General features: G+C 49.7%; 15 protein-coding genes. 13 read left to right on the plus strand and 2 right to left on the minus strand.

All coding sequences use genetic code 11. The features are described 5' to 3' along the window. The first annotated feature begins 42 nt into the window (after window positions 1-42). The 13 genes from B3007_RS03590 (at window position 43) to B3007_RS03650 (ending at window position 14,570) form a co-directional block, all read left to right on the plus strand. Entirely contained in the window at window positions 43-729 is a 687-nt protein-coding gene (locus B3007_RS03590; protein WP_301377036.1) for a cell division protein FtsQ/DivIB, read from the plus strand. Continuing rightward, the gene (ftsA, locus tag B3007_RS03595; RefSeq protein ID WP_297532440.1) at window positions 729-1,964 is read left to right on the plus strand and encodes a cell division protein FtsA; all 1,236 of its coding nucleotides are present in this window, start codon (window positions 729-731) and stop codon (window positions 1,962-1,964) included. The genes B3007_RS03590 and ftsA overlap by 1 nt, the downstream gene beginning before the upstream one ends. Window positions 1,965-2,026: 62 nt before the next feature. Further along, window positions 2,027-3,190: a cell division protein FtsZ gene (gene ftsZ, locus B3007_RS03600; RefSeq protein WP_068439466.1), complete on the plus strand. Its 1,164-nt coding sequence runs from the start codon at window positions 2,027-2,029 to the stop codon at window positions 3,188-3,190. A gap of 85 nt (window positions 3,191-3,275) precedes the next feature. Beyond that, complete coding sequence (lpxC, locus tag B3007_RS03605) at window positions 3,276-4,184, plus strand: UDP-3-O-acyl-N-acetylglucosamine deacetylase (protein ID WP_068436112.1); 909 nt, start codon at window positions 3,276-3,278, stop codon at window positions 4,182-4,184. Between the two features lie 173 nt (window positions 4,185-4,357). Next, complete coding sequence (locus B3007_RS03610; protein WP_301377034.1) at window positions 4,358-5,287, plus strand: peptidoglycan DD-metalloendopeptidase family protein; 930 nt, start codon at window positions 4,358-4,360, stop codon at window positions 5,285-5,287. Window positions 5,288-5,403: 116 nt separating this feature from the next. Further along, window positions 5,404-8,142: a preprotein translocase subunit SecA gene (gene secA / locus B3007_RS03615; RefSeq protein WP_301377032.1), complete on the plus strand. Its 2,739-nt coding sequence runs from the start codon at window positions 5,404-5,406 to the stop codon at window positions 8,140-8,142. A 17-nt stretch (window positions 8,143-8,159) separates the two neighbouring features. Continuing rightward, entirely contained in the window at window positions 8,160-9,383 is a 1,224-nt protein-coding gene (gene argJ, locus B3007_RS03620) for a bifunctional glutamate N-acetyltransferase/amino-acid acetyltransferase ArgJ (RefSeq protein ID WP_301377030.1), read from the plus strand. A gap of 16 nt (window positions 9,384-9,399) precedes the next feature. Then, window positions 9,400-9,807 carry an NUDIX domain-containing protein gene (locus B3007_RS03625; protein ID WP_301377028.1) on the plus strand — a complete coding sequence of 136 codons (408 nt, stop codon included), beginning with the start codon at window positions 9,400-9,402 and terminating at the stop codon, window positions 9,805-9,807. Window positions 9,808-9,948: 141 nt separating this feature from the next. Further along, window positions 9,949-11,094, plus strand: coding sequence for a hypothetical protein (locus B3007_RS03630; RefSeq protein WP_301377027.1), 1,146 nt, complete (start codon window positions 9,949-9,951; stop codon window positions 11,092-11,094). Then, window positions 11,091-12,017 (plus strand): hypothetical protein, encoded by a 927-nt coding sequence (locus B3007_RS03635; protein ID WP_297532435.1) that lies wholly within the window; start codon window positions 11,091-11,093, stop codon window positions 12,015-12,017. Before B3007_RS03630 ends, B3007_RS03635 begins: the two co-directional genes overlap by 4 nt. 58 nt (window positions 12,018-12,075) lie before the next feature. Next, a complete protein-coding gene (locus B3007_RS03640; RefSeq protein WP_068436523.1) occupies window positions 12,076-12,414 on the plus strand; it encodes a DUF2834 domain-containing protein in 339 nt (112 codons plus the stop codon). Between the two features lie 25 nt (window positions 12,415-12,439). Beyond that, a complete protein-coding gene (locus B3007_RS03645) occupies window positions 12,440-12,838 on the plus strand; it encodes a GNAT family N-acetyltransferase (protein ID WP_068436525.1) in 399 nt (132 codons plus the stop codon). 109 nt (window positions 12,839-12,947) lie between these two features. Further along, window positions 12,948-14,570 carry an acetolactate synthase large subunit gene (locus B3007_RS03650; protein WP_068436527.1) on the plus strand — a complete coding sequence of 541 codons (1,623 nt, stop codon included), beginning with the start codon at window positions 12,948-12,950 and terminating at the stop codon, window positions 14,568-14,570. 16 nt (window positions 14,571-14,586) lie between these two features. On the opposite strand, the gene B3007_RS03655 is transcribed toward B3007_RS03650, so the two are convergent. Together B3007_RS03655 and lnt are read right to left on the minus strand one after the other, a co-directional pair. Then, window positions 14,587-14,931: a DUF6164 family protein gene (locus tag B3007_RS03655; RefSeq protein ID WP_301377025.1), complete on the minus strand. Its 345-nt coding sequence runs from the start codon at window positions 14,929-14,931 to the stop codon at window positions 14,587-14,589. After that, window positions 14,912-16,429, minus strand: coding sequence for an apolipoprotein N-acyltransferase (lnt, locus tag B3007_RS03660; protein WP_301377024.1), 1,518 nt, complete (start codon window positions 16,427-16,429; stop codon window positions 14,912-14,914). The genes B3007_RS03655 and lnt overlap by 20 nt, the downstream gene beginning before the upstream one ends.

Here is a 16,429-nt window from a genome sequence, read left to right on the forward strand (position 1 = left end):
AAACAGCCTAAGCGGAAAATTCAGCTCAGGTTGCCGGCCTGGATGTCGGTGAATACGCTTGGCTGGGCGGTGCTACCCGTTGTTCTACTTGGTTTGTTCTTTGGTGGACGCCAGATGATGGATCAGTGGCTGATTGAAAGGATCGAAGTAAAGGGAAATCTGGTTGTCTGGTCACCTGATGATATTAAAAATCAGGTCAGTTGGGTGCTTGGAGATGGCTTTTATTCTGCGGATCTTAATTCGGTATATGACAGTATTTTAAATATGCCTTTGATACACAATGTACAGGTCAGAAAACGCTGGCCAGATCGTATTGAAATTAATGTATCTGAGGATATTCCCATGGCGGTTTGGAATGGGAGTCAAATAATTGGAATTAATGGCGATTTAATGTCGATACCTGAGCATTTTAACGTCGATAAACTGGCGGCTATAGATGGAAATGACGAATATCTCGACGAATCCATTAAGAGCTTCCGTTTAGTACAGCAGGTAATGGGTGGCAGTAATATTAAAATTCAACGCCTTGATATCTCTGATACAGGGTCGATGAGTCTTCACTTAAGCAATGAGTGGGATGTTTTTATTGGCAGCGCTCATCTTGAGAAGAGAGCCTTGAGGCTGAAGAAATTACTAACAGGGCTGCCTGCTGACGAAGTCAGTGCAGTTGATTTGAGATACGGAAAAGGCGCTGCGATTCAGTGGCGTACTGAGCAGGAGAAAGGTTGATGAGCACAACGCAGCAGAAGCGAATGCTGGTCGGGCTGGACATAGGAACTTCGAAAGTCGTCGCGATCGTTGGTGAAGTAGACGTCGACGGCAATATTGAAGTTGTTGGTCTTGGCAGCTGCCCAAGTCGCGGTCTGAAAAAAGGCGTCGTAGTGAACATCGAATCTACGGTTCATTCGATTCAGCGTGCGATTGAAGAAGCCGAACTGATGGCTGGTTGTACTATCCATTCTGTCTATGTAGGCATCGCTGGAAGTCACATTCACTCAATGAACTCTAACGGGATTGTTGCAGTAAAAGATCGGGAAGTAACACCGATGGATATCGAGCGAGTTATTGATGCCGCGCAAGCTGTAGCGATACCGCAGGACCAGTCGATCCTGCATGTCCTGCCCCAGGAATATGTCGTCGACAGCCAGGAAGGAATTAAAGAACCTGTTGGTATGGCAGGTGTCCGCCTTGAGGCCAAGGTGCACCTCGTGACAGGGTCAGTCAACGCTATTCAGAATATTGAGCGCTGCGTACAGCGCTGCAACCTCGAAACAGACGACATCATTCTGGAGCAGTTGGCATCGAGTTATTCGGTACTGACTGACGATGAGCGTGAGCTTGGCGTTTGCATGGTCGACATCGGTGGTGGCACAACGGATATCGCAATTTTTACTGAAGGTGCAATACGTCACACCGCTGTTATTCCGATCGCCGGTGATCAGGTAACGAATGACATTGCCATGGCATTGCGTACGCCTACTCAGCATGCCGAAAAAATTAAAATGAAGTATGCATGTGCGCTTACACAATTAGCCAAAGCGGACGAAACTGTGAAAGTGCCCAGTGTGGGAGACAGACCGCCACGGGATCTTTCCCGTCAGGCTTTAGCTGAAGTTGTTGAGCCTCGTTACGACGAACTGTTTACCCTGATTCAGGCGGAATTAAGACGCAGTGGTTTTGAGGATCTTATTGCCGCTGGGGTTGTCCTTACAGGTGGCACTTCGAAAATGGAAGGTGTCGTAGAACTGGCCGAAGAAATCTTTCATATGCCAGTTCGTCTTGCTCGTCCTGTGGGGGTTTCCGGCCTGTCAGGAGAGATAGATAATCCGATTTATTCCACCTCGGTTGGGTTGCTTTTATATGCTGCCGGACAGGAATATAAAAAATCCCGAAATAAAGTGGTTCAGGAAGATAAAAAAAATCCATTTGGCCGCATAAAAGAATGGATTAAAGATAATTTTTAATATTAAATATACTCGCGCGGAAAATAGGAGATAATGCTATGTCTCATACAAGAGAAGGTGATATGTTCGAGCTTGCAGATGATGTGCAGCAGAATGCAGTAATAAAAGTAATCGGTGTTGGTGGTGGCGGCGGTAACGCTGTTCAGCACATGGTCGAAAGCCAGATTGATGGTGTCGATTTTATTTGCGCTAACACAGATGCTCAGGCGCTGCGTAATGTTGATTCTCGTTCAGTAATTCAATTGGGCAACGGCCTGACCAAAGGTCTGGGCGCGGGTGCGAATCCGAACGTTGGCCGTGAAGCGGCAATGGAAGACCGTGAGCGTATCGCAGAAGCTCTGCGTGGAGCAGACATGGTATTCATTACTGCAGGTATGGGAGGCGGCACCGGAACCGGTGGTGCTCCAGTAGTTGCAGAAGTTGCAAAAGAACTCGGTATTCTTACCGTAGCGGTGGTAACCAAGCCATTCCCGTTTGAAGGGAAAAAGCGCATGGCAATCGCTGGTCAGGGCCTCGAACAGCTTTCTGAGCATGTAGACTCCCTGATTACTATTCCAAATGAGAAACTCCTTTCCGTTCTGGGCAAAGGTACGTCTCTTCTTGATGCCTTTAAAGCGGCGAACGATGTCCTTCAGGGCGCGGTTCAGGGCATCGCCGATCTGATTACCCGTCCAGGTATGATCAACGTCGACTTTGCAGACGTACGCACTGTTATGTCTGAAATGGGACAAGCGATGATGGGCACCGGTAGTGCGACTGGTGAAAACCGTGCACGCGAAGCCGCTGAAAAAGCCATCGGCAGCCCACTGTTAGAAGATGTCGATCTTCGTGGCGCCAAAGGTATTCTGGTAAACGTAACTGCTGGCTTTGACCTGTCACTGGGTGAGTTCAGTGAAGTGGGTGAGACGGTTGAAGAGTTTGCCTCTGAAAACGCGACTGTTGTTGTCGGTACAGTGATTGATCCTGACCTGACTGACGAGCTGCGTGTGACTGTAGTTGCAACTGGTTTGGGGGAATCTCAGGTAGTTGAGGAACCAAAGCCGACAAAGGTTGTCGATAATACGGCTCAGAGCCGTGCACCTGAAACCTCTTCAGACTATCGTGAGCTTGATCGTCCGACGGTTAGCCGTCAGGCGGGCAACGCAGCTCGGAAGCTGGACTCAGGCGAGAACCCGGATATGGACTACCTCGATATCCCAGCATTCTTGCGTCGCCAGGCTGATTAACAAACACACACTGGCGTGTTAGTAATCTGCTGGTATAATAGACGGCAATTGTACGATAAATGTTCAATAATGTCAGGAATGTCCAATGATAAGACAACGCACTCTTAATAACACCATCCGCGCGACCGGCGTGGGGCTGCACTCAGGTGAGAAAGTTTACCTGACGCTGAAGCCTGCCCCGGTGGATAGTGGCATTATCTTCCGCCGCGTTGATCTTGATCCGATCATCGACATTCCAGCGACTGCCTTGCAGGTAGGTGAAACCACCTTGTCTACAACGCTGGTCAAAGACAACGCGAAAGTCGATACAGTTGAGCACTTGCTTTCAGCAATGGCTGGCTTGGGTATTGATAATGCGATTGTTGAACTGAGCGCGCAGGAAGTACCTATTATGGATGGTAGTTCTGGCCCGTTCGTGTTCCTGCTGCAATCTGCGGGTATTGCTGAGCAGGAAGCACCGAAGAAGTTCATTCGTATCAAGCGCAAAGTTGAGGTGCGTGAAGGCGATAAAATCGCTTCATTTGTGCCTTATGAAGGTTTCAAAGTGAGTTTCGAGATTGATTTTGATCACCCTGTTTTCCGCCAGAGTGTTCAGACTGCCAGTCTTGATTTCTCATCGACTTCTTACGTCAAAGAAGTTAGCCGCGCTCGCACATTTGGCTTTACCAAAGACCTGGAGTACATGCGTTCTAAGAACCTGGCTCTGGGAGGTAGCGTTAAAAATGCGATCGTTGTAGACGATTATCGTGTACTCAATGAAGATGGTCTGCGCTACGACGACGAGTTCGTTAAGCACAAGATCCTGGATGCGGTTGGTGACCTTTACCTTCTTGGTCACAGCCTGATCGGTGAGTTTGTTGGCCATAAATCTGGTCACGGTCTCAACAACCGACTCCTGCGTGAGCTGCTTCAGCAGGAAGATGCCTGGGAATTTGTTGAGTTTACAGATACAGAAACCTCGCCAATCACTTACATGAGACCTGCTGCTGGTTAACGTAAGTACACAAATCTGGCTTGTTTCATTGTTTATCGAGGCCATACTCATGTAATCATCGCTAACAGGATGGTTTATGATATGGCCTTACTTGTATTTGCAGCTTTAAGATTTGCAAATCCAGAAGGTGGCAAAAGCCAGAGTAAGGTACAGATTCAGTAGTCATTGTATCCATGAACATTATTATTGTTGGCCGTCGCCACGGTGAATCGAGAAATATCAAACTGACCAGTACGGTGAAACACCTGTTACTGGGTCTTTTGTTTGCCCTGCCTATGGCAATGGGTGCTGCGGGCTATTGGCTTGCTGAGCGCCTGAGTGGTGATATGGCTTTGGCCCCAGATGCCGCTAAAGCCTGGGAGCGCGATCTCGTAGAGCAGCGTGAAGAGCTGCAGGCTTTAAGGCATTCTGCAGAGCAGGAAATGGCTGCGCTTACTGTGCGGCTGGCTGAAATCCAGAGCCGTGTTATGCGTATTGATGCGGTAGGCGAACGCCTGGTTGATTCTGCTGGCCTGCCAACAGACGAATTTGATTTTGGTGTTGCCCCATCGGTGGGTGGTCCTATTGCTGCACCAGAGAGCAATTATCAGGTTCCTGAAATCTCTAACGCGATTCAGCAACTCGCAGATCGTATTACCAGCCGCGAGCAGCAGCTCGATATCCTTGATGATCTCTTCGCAGCTCAGAAACTTAGCGAAGATACCTTCGTCGCAGGGCGACCGATCACTAAAGGCTGGATGTCATCGCGTTATGGCTACCGTGCGGACCCTTTTACAGGTCGTTCCGCGTGGCATGCAGGTGTCGACTTTGCCGGTAAAGACGGCTCTGACATCGTCGCAGTGGCGGCAGGTGTTGTCACATATTCAGGTCCACGCTACGGCTACGGTAATCTGGTCGAAGTGAACCACGGTAACGGCTACAAAACCCGTTACGCGCATTGTAAAGAGATCAAAGTCAGTGTCGGTGATATCGTTCGCAAGAGCGATGTGATTGCACTGATGGGCAGTACTGGCCGCTCAACTGGTCCGCATGTACACTTCGAAGTCTTCAAAAACGGACGCAGCGTCGACCCTGCTGCCTACATTCATCGACGTCCTCGCTGAATAAAACCCTCTCCCATCTTGTCAACACCCCGGCAACTCAGTAGCCTTTAGCACTTTGCTTTACGCTATGCCCGGGCATCGTCGTACCAGAATATTTTACGGACAGACACAACCTCATGATTGGTAACATTTTCCGCAAAGTTTTCGGCAGTAAGAACAGCCGTGAACTCAAACGTATGGGCAAGATCGTCGCCCGCATCAACGCGCTCGAAGAAGGCATGAAAGCACTCAGCGATGAGCAGCTGGGTGCAAAAACAGGCGAATTCCGCGAGGCTATCCAGAAAGGTAAGTCGCTGGACGATCTCCTGCCCGAAGCATTCGCTGTTTGTCGCGAAGCCAGTCGCCGCGTAATGGGGATGCGCCATTTCGACGTCCAGTTGATTGGTGGTATCTCGCTGCATGAAGGGCGTATCGCCGAGATGCGTACCGGTGAGGGTAAGACCCTGGTAGCGACACTGCCTTCTTATCTGAACGCGCTGACGGGTAAGAGTGTTCACGTTGTGACCGTGAACGACTATCTGGCTCGCCGTGATGGAGACTGGAACCGTCCACTGTTTGAATTCCTTGGTATGACCGTAGGCACGGTCGTTCCGGGCATGGCGCCACAGGACAAGAAACCACAATACGAGTGTGACGTTGTTTACGGTACCAACAACGAGTTCGGTTTCGATTACCTGCGCGACAATATGGCGTTCTCCAAAGAGCAGAAAGTTCAGCGTGACCTCGCCTTTGCCATTGTGGATGAGGTCGACTCGATCCTGATTGATGAAGCGCGTACGCCACTGATTATCTCTGGTCCGGCGGATGACCATTCAGAACTGTATCGCCAGATCAACGAGCTGATTCCTCAGTTGCGTCAGGGTGAAGCATCCGAAGATGACAGCCAGCCAGTTGACGGGCATTTCTTTGTAGATGAGAAAAGCCGTTCTATAGAACTGACTGAAGAAGGTCATGAGTTCGTAGAAGAAATGCTGACGAATGCCGGTGTTCTGCAGGAAGGTGACAGTCTTTATTCTGCGGGTAACCTGAGTCTGCTGCACCATGTGCATTCGGCCCTGAAAGCGCACGCCGTGTTCCAGAAAAACGTCGACTACATCGTTCAGAACGGGCAAGTGGTCATCGTTGATGAGCACACCGGGCGTACCATGCCAGGCCGTCGCTGGAGTGAAGGTCTGCACCAGGCCGTAGAAGCGAAAGAAGGTCTGAAGATTCAGGCAGAAAGCCAGACGCTGGCTTCAACGACGTTCCAGAATTTCTTCCGTCTGTATGACAAGCTTTCTGGTATGACGGGGACAGCGGACACCGAAGCGTTCGAATTTAATCAGATTTACGGTCTGGATGTTGTTGTTATTCCGACCAACCGTCCGGTTCAGCGTATTGACTATAACGATGTGATTTATGCTTCTCAGCGTGAGAAGCACGATGCAGTCGTTGAAGAAATTCGCGAGATTACCGCTCAGGGTCGACCTGTTCTGGTCGGTACCGCCTCGATTGAGTCGTCAGAATACATCTCTGGTGTACTCAAGAAAGCTAAGGTTGAGCACAACGTTCTTAACGCGAAAGAAAATGAGCGTGAGGCTCAGATCATCGCTGATGCGGGTCGTCCGGGAGCGGTAACCATCGCAACTAACATGGCCGGTCGTGGTACCGACATTATGCTTGGTGGTAACTGGGAATCTGAGGTTGATGCTCTCGATAACCCTGACCCTGCAACGATTGAGCGTATTAAAGCGGAATGGAAGGAGCGCCATGATGCGGTGCTTGAAGCCGGTGGTCTGCACATCATTGGTACTGAGCGCCATGAATCCCGTCGTATCGACAATCAGCTGCGTGGTCGTGCTGGTCGTCAGGGTGATAAAGGTTCAACGCGTTTCTTCCTGTCTCTTGAAGATAGCCTGATGCGCATCTTTATGTCTGACCGCATGCGTAACATGATGCAGGCACTGGGCATGAAAGACGGTGAATCTATCGAGCACCGTATGGTGACCAATGCTGTAGAAAAGGCACAGCGTAAAGTTGAAGGACGCAACTTCGATATTCGTAAACAGCTGCTTGAATATGATGACGTTGCCAATGACCAGCGCCGTGTTGTCTATGGTCAGCGTAACGACCTGATGGAAATGGGCGATATTTCTGACGTCATCAGTAACATCCGAGAAGATGTTGTTAATGAAGCCATCAGCGATTACATCCCACCACAGAGCTTGTCTGAACAATGGGATATTGAAGGTCTTGAACGTCACCTGCTGGCTCAGTTCGCAATTGAGCTTCCTGTGCAGAAGTGGCTGGATGACGACACGAAGCTATACGAAGAAAATCTCCGTGAGCGTATCCTCGACGAGATAAATAAAGCCTATGCGGAAAAAGAAGCGACCATTGGTGCTGAAACCATGCGCCAGGTCGAGCGTCAGATGATGCTTCAGGTGCTCGATAATCTCTGGAAAGAACACCTCGCGACTATGGATCATCTGCGTCAGGGTATTCATCTGCGTAGTTACGGACAGAAAAACCCGAAACAGGAATACAAACGTGAGGCTTTCGGACTGTTTGAAGAGCTGCTCAGTAGTATCAAACATGACACTATCCGTGTGCTGAGCCACATTCGTATCCGCCGCGAAGAAGAGATCAAAGAAGAAGAAGAGCGCCGTCGTCTGGAAGCAGAAGCGCAGATGGCACGCGCGCAATTCCAGCATGAAGACGCAGATTCTGCACTGGGGAGCGATGACGCACCCGCAGCAGAAGGCGAAGACCAGGCCAAGCCCTTCGTACGCGATGGCGACAAAGTGGGTCGTAATGATCCGTGCCCATGTGGCTCGGGTAAAAAATACAAACATTGCCACGGCAAAATTGCCTGAGGATAGATTGATCGAAAATGGCCGTTAATTTCACTGTTTTTGAAGATTTTGCAGTTGTAAAAGGTGTTCGTCTGGGCGTTGCTCAAGCAGGAGTGCGTAAGAAAGACCGCGACGACATGGTGATTTTCGAACTGGCAGAAGGCACTGAGGTCGCCGGGGTATTCACGACGAATGCTTTCTGCGCTGCCCCTGTGCATATCTGCCGACGCAATCTTGAAAAGGCGAGCCCGCGTTATCTGTTGGTCAATACCGGTAACGCGAACGCAGGTACTGGCCCTAAGGGCTTTAAAAACGCTGAGCTTTCTTGCGAGATGCTAGCAAAAGCCACAGGCGTTGCGCCTGAACAAGTACTGCCATTCTCAACCGGCGTCATCGGCGAGCCATTGAATATGGAAGCGTTTGAACGTGGTATTCCTGCAGCGCTTGAGAACCTCACCGAAGCCAACTGGGCACGCGCGGGTCGTGGCATTATGACCACAGACACACTGCCTAAAGGCTACAGCAAGCAGATTGAAATCGACGGCAAAACCGTGACCATTACTGGCCTGTCAAAAGGCGCGGGTATGATCATGCCGAACATGGCGACCATGCTTGGTTTTATTGCAACGGACGCAAAAATTCCGGCTGCGGTAATGCAAGGCTGGGCACGTAAATTGGCAGATAAGTCTTTTAACCGTATTACTATCGACGGTGATACCTCTACTAATGACTCCTGTATGCTGATGGCAACCGGGCAGTCTGGCGTTGTGGTAGATGACAGCGACGAAGGCAGTAAAGCGGGGGAAGCCGTATTTACTGCACTGGAAGAAGTCTTCCGCGTATTGGCGCAAGCTATTGTGCGTGATGGCGAGGGCGCGACCAAGTTCGTCACTATCGACGTAGAGAGCGCTGCGAGCCAGAAAGAAGCTTTAGATGTCGCTTACACTGTCGCGCATTCTCCTCTGGTAAAAACCGCGTTATACGCCTCTGACGCTAACTGGGGACGTATCCTGGCCGCAGTAGGGCGCTCTGGTGTTCAGAACTTCGATCTCGATAAAGTACAGATTTATCTGGATGATGTTCAGATCGTTGAAGACGGTGGACGTTGCGACAGCTACACCGAAGAAAAAGGTGCAGCCGTTCTGGCACAGTCTGAATTCACCATCAGAATTCAACTCGGGCGCGGCGACGTCAATGAGCGTCTCTGGACGTGTGACCTGTCGCACGAATACGTTTCAATTAACGCCGACTATCGTTCCTGATTAAGCGGTTTAACTTATGAAACAAGTGCATGTTGCTGTTGCCGTGGCGGTCGTTAATGAGGATATCCTTATTGCACGACGTCCGGACGACAAACATCAGGGTGGCCTCTGGGAGTTTCCCGGAGGCAAAGTTGAAGCCGGTGAAACGACCGCTGATGCTCTGGTGCGTGAACTTGATGAGGAAGTCGCACTTCCCGTAACAACAGAACACATGTCTCCTCTGATGGAAATTCCTTTCAACTACTCGGATAAATCCGTTCTCCTTGAAGTGCTATGGGTCGACGTGCCTATGAATAATGCACTGCTTGCCCATGGTGCAGAAGGGCAGGAAGTCTGCTGGGTGCATTACTCTAAGCTCGCAGATTTCCAATTTCCTGAGGCCAATGGACCGATTCTTGATGCGGTTTTAGCTCGGCTGGGCTAAGCCCGTTGATGTCATTCCAGAAGCTTTTCAAAGTGATGTCAGTTGGGTATGCTCCCGCAGTATATATTTCGTGAATTTTGCAAAGGGTCTGTCACTTATCCTCGATAGACAGGCTCATGACATCGACAAGGGACTGATAACATGGCTTTGGTAAAAACTACTAAGGGATTAGAGCTTGGTACTCCAGGCATAGGAAAAACGCTCATTTTGGCCCCAAAATACGAGGCCGCAGGTCAGATTTTGGACAAGGCTGCCGAGGATGGCCACTACTATCCTATGATGGCAATGAAGCAGCTCCGCGCATTATCAACCGGGTTGAGCGGCAAAGATAATGTTTTTATCCCCAATATTAATGACTTCAAAACTAATAGCTTTCAGAAAGTAATGGTATTTGTGCCTGGCATCGTGGCCATGGTGGAACGCCGCTCAGATGATAAGCTAGTCATATCGCGGCTGGACTTGAGTGAAGATTACGACCGTATTGCGAGAGAAATCAAGAATAAGCCCGGTGTCTACAGCGTTAAGAAAGATCAAAGCAAGCTCAGTGTAGAGTATCGAGAAAGCAACTCTATTACTGATAAAGAAAACAGATGCGTGGTGATATCGAGTGATTCGTACAGTGATCCTCTTAAGGCGGCAAGTGAAGCACAACAAAGGTTGAAACCTTTGTTCGGAGATCAGGTCGCAAAGTGGTGTGATTTCGATCTGTTTTATTCCCCGGCTGGTGCTAAGCACAAAGGCATGCGCAATTACAATGCGGCATTGAATACCCAAACGTACGCTTATGCAGGATTGCTGGCGGATGCGATGGAGAGAGCTAAAAACCAACAGGGGGTGGCATGGGCTTCTGAGCGTTACGGATCTATCGTGCTTACTCAGGCACTCATGACCTTAGCCGCAAAGAACCTTTCCTTCAAAGAGCAAGGGCATAGCGTAAAAATGAGGTGGTCAAAATCAGATCCGCAAGATGCCTATAGTGCAGCGATGAAATTAGGTATGGATCCAGATAAAAGTCTGATGAATAGCGGGCTGCGCGCTAGTTTAAGTGCTGCACAGGCGAACTACGCACGAGTGATGGATAAAAATGATGACTATTCATGGCAGGATTATGGCGCGGAACTAGTTAATGGCACCATGACGGCCAATGGTTTAGTGAGTGCCGGATTGCTTCTCGGGGGAGTTGTTGTGAGTTCCCCAACGTTGACTACAGCCGGTACCGTGACTGGAGCTGTGGGAGCAATAAAGTTTTTCTATGATAAAGCGAGTCAGAGCTGGGGGCGCGGATGAAGAAGATGCTGGATTGGCTAAGATTCTTCCCCTTTGCTAGCTATAATCAGTTTGCTCGACCAAATATCGAAGAGATTCAGGGGCCTTATTTTTCTAAACTCAGGGATAACTCGTGGCGTTTTGGAGATACTTCTTTTCATTTTAGAGCGCCGTGGGCTAACCCCATATTGGGTTTCGATGGTCTGGGCCGTAGTGTAAAGTCTATGACTCCGGGCCGTCGGAATATATTCACAGGACGCTGGCAGCGTGTATATGGAAGCTCTGGAACATCTCCCAGGATTAAGGATCAATGGTGGTTTTATGCGAAGGATTGGTACTTTGTTGGCCCTTGGTTTACTGGAGAAGAGGGACGTTTAACAGCGACTGCAGTATTGATTGATACCCATCAAGATGATGACTTAAGTGTTTTTCACTCTAAGGTATTTGAATCGACGGTGTGTGATTTGTTTGATTATGCATACGGCTATCGACGATCAGGTCAAAAGCCGCACTATCGGGCCCCGCTAAACTGGCACCTAAAGGCACTCTCTACAAGCATTCAGGCCATCGTATGTGATCTTCACGAGATTCATAATGGCGGCATAGATAATCCTGAAGTAATACGTTCTGTGTATTTTCCTGTGTCTGCACACCAATTTGTTGAGATTAGCTTTTCTTTCATCGGGCTGGATATACACGATGAAGTCAGAGCTAAGCCGATTTTTGCTTTGTGTGACTCAATTATCGATTCAATGCGGTTAGAGGTTGGTCAATCGACTCAAGCCGAGTGGGATAAGGTACAGGAAACCTGCCCTGATATGACTCTGTCTGACAGTATGGGCGAGTTCAAGTGGCCTCTGTTTGAGAATGAAGCGGATAATGAGCCTGATGAGAAGGATATTACTCCAAGTGGCGAACCAAATAGGGTGACCTTTAAGTCATAATAGTCCAATAGATTATGTTGCTAAAAATCGTATAGCGCCATACTTTCTTAGGAATTTTATGTCTGAAGCTATATTCAGAAGTTTACTGATCGCCGCTGCTGTCTTCTTTTCGGTATTCTTTGCTGTCGTCGTGATTCCCCCTCTGGTTGCCAACCCGGATATTTGGGGGGCATTTGCAGCGGGCTTCGTGAATCCGTATTCCAGTGGATACTCCACAGATGTTCTTGTGTGCTGGTTTGTACTTGCCGTTTGGGTTGTATATGAAGCTAAGGCGTATTCAATTCGTCACGGATGGATTTGCCTGCTTATTGGTATTGTTCCCGGTGTTGCGGTTGGTTTCGCTCTTTATCTTTTGCTTCGGAGCAAACAGCTTAAGCAAACAATCAAAAATGAATAGATGCTAGCCAGAGTAGCCCATAGATATGACTATTGAATATAAGATCAATGCCCCCGTTACCACAGAGCAGTTCCTGAGGGTACTTGAAACGTCTACGCTCGGGGAGCGCCGCCCTGTTCAGGATAGAGCCCGCATCGAAGGCATGATTACCAACAGCAACCTTGTGGTTACTGCGTGGGTTGGGGACGAGTTAGTCGGTATTGCCCGAAGCATGACGGATTTTTATTATGCCTGCTATTTGTCAGACTTGGCGGTGAGCAGAGATTATCAGGCGGCAGGGATAGGTAAGGAGCTTCAGGCTCTGACAAAAAAGCAGTTACAACCTGGCTGTAAGATTATATTGATTGCCGCCCCCGCAGCGAATACTTATTACGAACACATAGGTTATCAGAGCAATTCACGTTGTTGGGTGTTGGACTCATAGTTTATTCAGCGGCCGCCCTCTAAATTAAAAGAAACTATTTCCTTCTTAGCCTCTCCTATATTCGTTAACCTATACAAAACCAGTACAAGTGACATCGGAGATAGGGCAGATGAATACAGCGCAGGCGTTGATCAAGAGTCTTGAAGCAGAAGGTGTTAAGTACGTTTTCGGTGTGCCCGGAGAGGAAAATCTGGCCGTTCTTGAGGCGATCCGCGATTCTTCCCTTGAATATATCGTCACCCGACACGAGCAGGGTGCTGCATTTGCAGCAGCAACCATTGGACGCCTGACCGGAAACCCTGCAGTTTGTCTTACCACGCTTGGCCCGGGTGCAACCAATGCCGTGACAGGTGTTGCCTATGCCCAGCTGGGCGCGATGCCGTTTATCCTGCTTACCGGTCAGAAGCCCATCCGCCATAGTAAACAGGGCGCTTTTCAGATTATCGACGTGGTTGATCTGATGGGGCCGATCACTAAGTTTTCTAAGCAGCTCGTTGAAGGTTCCATGGCGGCGGCAACGGTCAGAGAGGCCGTGAGGCTGGCGACGGAAGAGCGTCCTGGTGCTGTGATGCTGGAAGTGCCAGAAGACATTGCCAGCGAGAAAATTAAATACCGCCCCCTTCCAATTTCTAAACCACGACGCCCGGTGGCGGAAGAAAAAGCAATTGAGCATGTGGTGTCTTTGCTTGAGAAGGCGACCCGCCCTATCCTGATTGTCGGCGCAGGCAGTAATCGAAAACGTACTTCACGAATTCTTACTGAGCTGGTTCAGACCTACGATATCCCTTTTGTACCGACGCAGATGGGTAAGGGAGTTATTTCAGAATCCTTGCCACAATACGCCGGCACGGCAGCATTAAGTAGCGATGATTACGTGCACAGCACCATCGAGAAAGCTGATCTGGTTATTAATATTGGCCACGATGTTGTAGAAAAACCGCCGTTTATTATGACGGGGGAGCGCCCGGTGGTTCACATTAACTTCGAGTCGGCGGAAGTGAACGATATTTACTATCCGCAGTGTGAAGTCATTGGCGATATCGCCAATGCCATCTGGCAGATTACTCAGGCTTTAAAAACGAAAGATCTGAGTCATTGGGATACGCAATTCCACAAAGAAGCAAAACAGAAACTCGATGATTGGTTCGAACAGAGTGTAGCTTCCGCTGAAACTATCACCCCTCAGGTGCTCGTTAACGCGACCCGTACGGGTATCGATAACGACGGCATCCTCACGCTCGATAACGGCATGTACAAAATCTGGTTTGCCCGTCACTACGAAACCTATATGGAAAATACTCTACTGCTCGATAACGCGCTAGCGACGATGGGCGCGGGGTTACCATCAGCCATTGGTGCGAAAACCATATACCCGGATAAGCAGGTCGTCACCGTGGTTGGCGATGGCGGTTTTATGATGAACTCGCAGGAACTCGAGACTGCCGTACGCATGAACCTTGATTTGGTTGTGGTTATTCTGAATGACGAGTCTTTGCAGATGATTCGTTGGAAACAGGGTAAAGAGGGGCTGCAGGATTACGGACTCGAATTTAATAACCCGGATTTTATAAAGTACGCTGAAAGTTACGGAGCCAAAGGTCACCGAGTAGCTACGGTGATGGAGTACAAAGAGACCCTGGATCTGGCGTTGAAGAAAGGCGGTGTACACGTGCTGGATGTCGCGATCGACTACAGCAAAAACTCGGATGATCTGGTGATAAATCAGTCCTGAGAAATGTAGCTGGCGATCAGTCAGTAAAGGCCCCAAGAAATGGCAGTACCGATAAACCTATGATCGCTGCAATGGCGATCAGGGTTAAGATAAAACTGGTCGGGCGCTCATAGAAGCGCTGACTCATGGTTGGTATCGGGTGCTGCCGTACTTCTTCCAGCCAGTCTTCCTGAATTTTATCGAGAAGAACTCGGGCGCCGGTGTAGTCGTCTTCGTTTTTTAACCAGATGGCTGCAAGTGAAATACCCCAGCGGCCTTGATTGGTTTCGTAGTAATCAATGTTGGCTTCATCCAGACGCTCGCGAACAAAGTTTGCTTCTTCTTCGGTTACGCCGTTGAGCTTAAAGAGCAGTTTCGCCACGACCTTTCCTTTGAATAAGGATTGCAAGTGCAATCAGGGTGAATGCGAAACACAGCAGTGGCAATACACCGATTTTCATATACAGGGTTTCGCCCGTGCGACGCTCTGCAACCGAGCTGAAACTGGTGCGTTCACTGACTGGGATACGGTCTGTGATTTCACCTTTGTGGTTCACCAGTGCTGAAATACCTGTGTTAGTCGAGCGCAGAATCCAGCGGCCGGTTTCAAGTGCCCGCATCTGTGCCAGCGCCATATGTTGCTTAGGTCCGAGTGAATCCCCAAACCAGGCATCGTTGCTGATGGTTACCAGCAGGTCGGCATTCTTTGCGGTTTCCAGCACCAGGTCTGGGTAAGCAATTTCGTAGCAGATATAGGGAGCGACTATGGCCAGTTCGGTTGAGTCACCTTGATGCACGGTGACTTTCAGCAGGTCCTGATCGATTTCACCGGCGCGGAAGCTGGACATAGGCAGATCAAAAAACGGAATGAGGCCACGGATCGCACTTTCAAGCGGAATATATTCGCCAAACGGTACCAGTCGTTGCTTGTGGTAAACGCCTTCGCCATCACCAAAAGCGATGATGCTGTTGTGGTATTCGCCTTCTAACTCGGTACCGCGTGGCCAGCGAAACGGAATACCAGTAATGACAGTGCTGTTATTTTCCTGCAGCTCTTCGGCAAATAATTCCATGTAAGGCTGATAGCGTTGATAGAGCAGAGTGATTGCAGTCTCTGGCCACAGAATCAGATCATTACCCAGCAGTGGTCGGGTATCTGCCTGATAGCGATCGATGGTCGGGAAGATTTCTTCGTTTAGCCATTTGCGGTTCTGTTCCACATTCCCCTGAACGACACCTACGGACATAGTGCCGGTCGCGTGGGTCCAGTTAACCTGCTTCAGTGCGTCGCCCGCTGGCCACAGTAAAAGGGGCATTAAATACACCCAGTTGCGGGTCTGCACGACAATGACCAGTGAGGCCGCTGTCAGAGCCAGAATAAACGAAATAACGTAAGCACCTGACACTGGCGCCCAGCCGGACAGCCAGGTAAAGAGGTGAGCGTCGCCGGCGTACAACCAGGGGAAGCCGGTTAAGAACCAGCTTCGACACCATTCCTGTAAGAGCCAGAAGCTTGCGAAACTGAATGTCGCCAATGAGTGCCCACTGAGTTTCTGACGTAACAAAAACCAAAACCCGGGGATGAGTGCGAGAAAGCCTGCAAAGAGAGCGACAGCCGGCACCGCTAACCAGGCGGGTGTGCCACCGTGGTCATGCATGCTGACGTAAATCCACGAGACCCCTAAGCCGAACTGCCCAAGGCCGAACAACCAGGCGCGCTTAAAGGCGGCTTTGCCCGTGTCGCTTTTCTGCAGCGCATAAAACAGAGCGCCAAGGCTGACGAGGCCCAAAGGCCACAGGAAATAGGGGGCGAGCGCAAACGGAAACAGCGCGCCTCCCACTAGGGCGGTCCATGATGGCAGGGCGGCGCGTGTGAACAT

Origin of the sequence: Thalassolituus sp. UBA675, from assembly GCF_002297765.1 — a bacterium.
Taxonomy (GTDB): Bacteria; Pseudomonadota; Gammaproteobacteria; order Pseudomonadales; family Oceanobacteraceae; genus Thalassolituus.

What these genes read in the sequence shown, in the direction of transcription:
- B3007_RS03590 (WP_301377036.1), top strand. Translation starts at nt 43, where the DNA reads ATGTCGGTGAATACGCTTGGCTGGGCGGTGCTACCCGTTGTTCTACTT.
- ftsA (WP_297532440.1), top strand. Translation starts at nt 729, where the DNA reads ATGAGCACAACGCAGCAGAAGCGAATGCTGGTCGGGCTGGACATAGGA.
- ftsZ (WP_068439466.1), top strand. Translation starts at nt 2,027, where the DNA reads ATGTTCGAGCTTGCAGATGATGTGCAGCAGAATGCAGTAATAAAAGTA.
- lpxC (WP_068436112.1), top strand. Translation starts at nt 3,276, where the DNA reads ATGATAAGACAACGCACTCTTAATAACACCATCCGCGCGACCGGCGTG.
- B3007_RS03610 (WP_301377034.1), top strand. Translation starts at nt 4,358, where the DNA reads ATGAACATTATTATTGTTGGCCGTCGCCACGGTGAATCGAGAAATATC.
- secA (WP_301377032.1), top strand. Translation starts at nt 5,404, where the DNA reads ATGATTGGTAACATTTTCCGCAAAGTTTTCGGCAGTAAGAACAGCCGT.
- argJ (WP_301377030.1), top strand. Translation starts at nt 8,160, where the DNA reads ATGGCCGTTAATTTCACTGTTTTTGAAGATTTTGCAGTTGTAAAAGGT.
- B3007_RS03625 (WP_301377028.1), top strand. Translation starts at nt 9,400, where the DNA reads ATGAAACAAGTGCATGTTGCTGTTGCCGTGGCGGTCGTTAATGAGGAT.
- B3007_RS03630 (WP_301377027.1), top strand. Translation starts at nt 9,949, where the DNA reads ATGGCTTTGGTAAAAACTACTAAGGGATTAGAGCTTGGTACTCCAGGC.
- B3007_RS03635 (WP_297532435.1), top strand. Translation starts at nt 11,091, where the DNA reads ATGAAGAAGATGCTGGATTGGCTAAGATTCTTCCCCTTTGCTAGCTAT.
- B3007_RS03640 (WP_068436523.1), top strand. Translation starts at nt 12,076, where the DNA reads ATGTCTGAAGCTATATTCAGAAGTTTACTGATCGCCGCTGCTGTCTTC.
- B3007_RS03645 (WP_068436525.1), top strand. Translation starts at nt 12,440, where the DNA reads ATGACTATTGAATATAAGATCAATGCCCCCGTTACCACAGAGCAGTTC.
- B3007_RS03650 (WP_068436527.1), top strand. Translation starts at nt 12,948, where the DNA reads ATGAATACAGCGCAGGCGTTGATCAAGAGTCTTGAAGCAGAAGGTGTT.
- lnt (WP_301377024.1), bottom strand. Translation starts at nt 16,429, where the DNA reads ATGTTCACACGCGCCGCCCTGCCATCATGGACCGCCCTAGTGGGAGGC.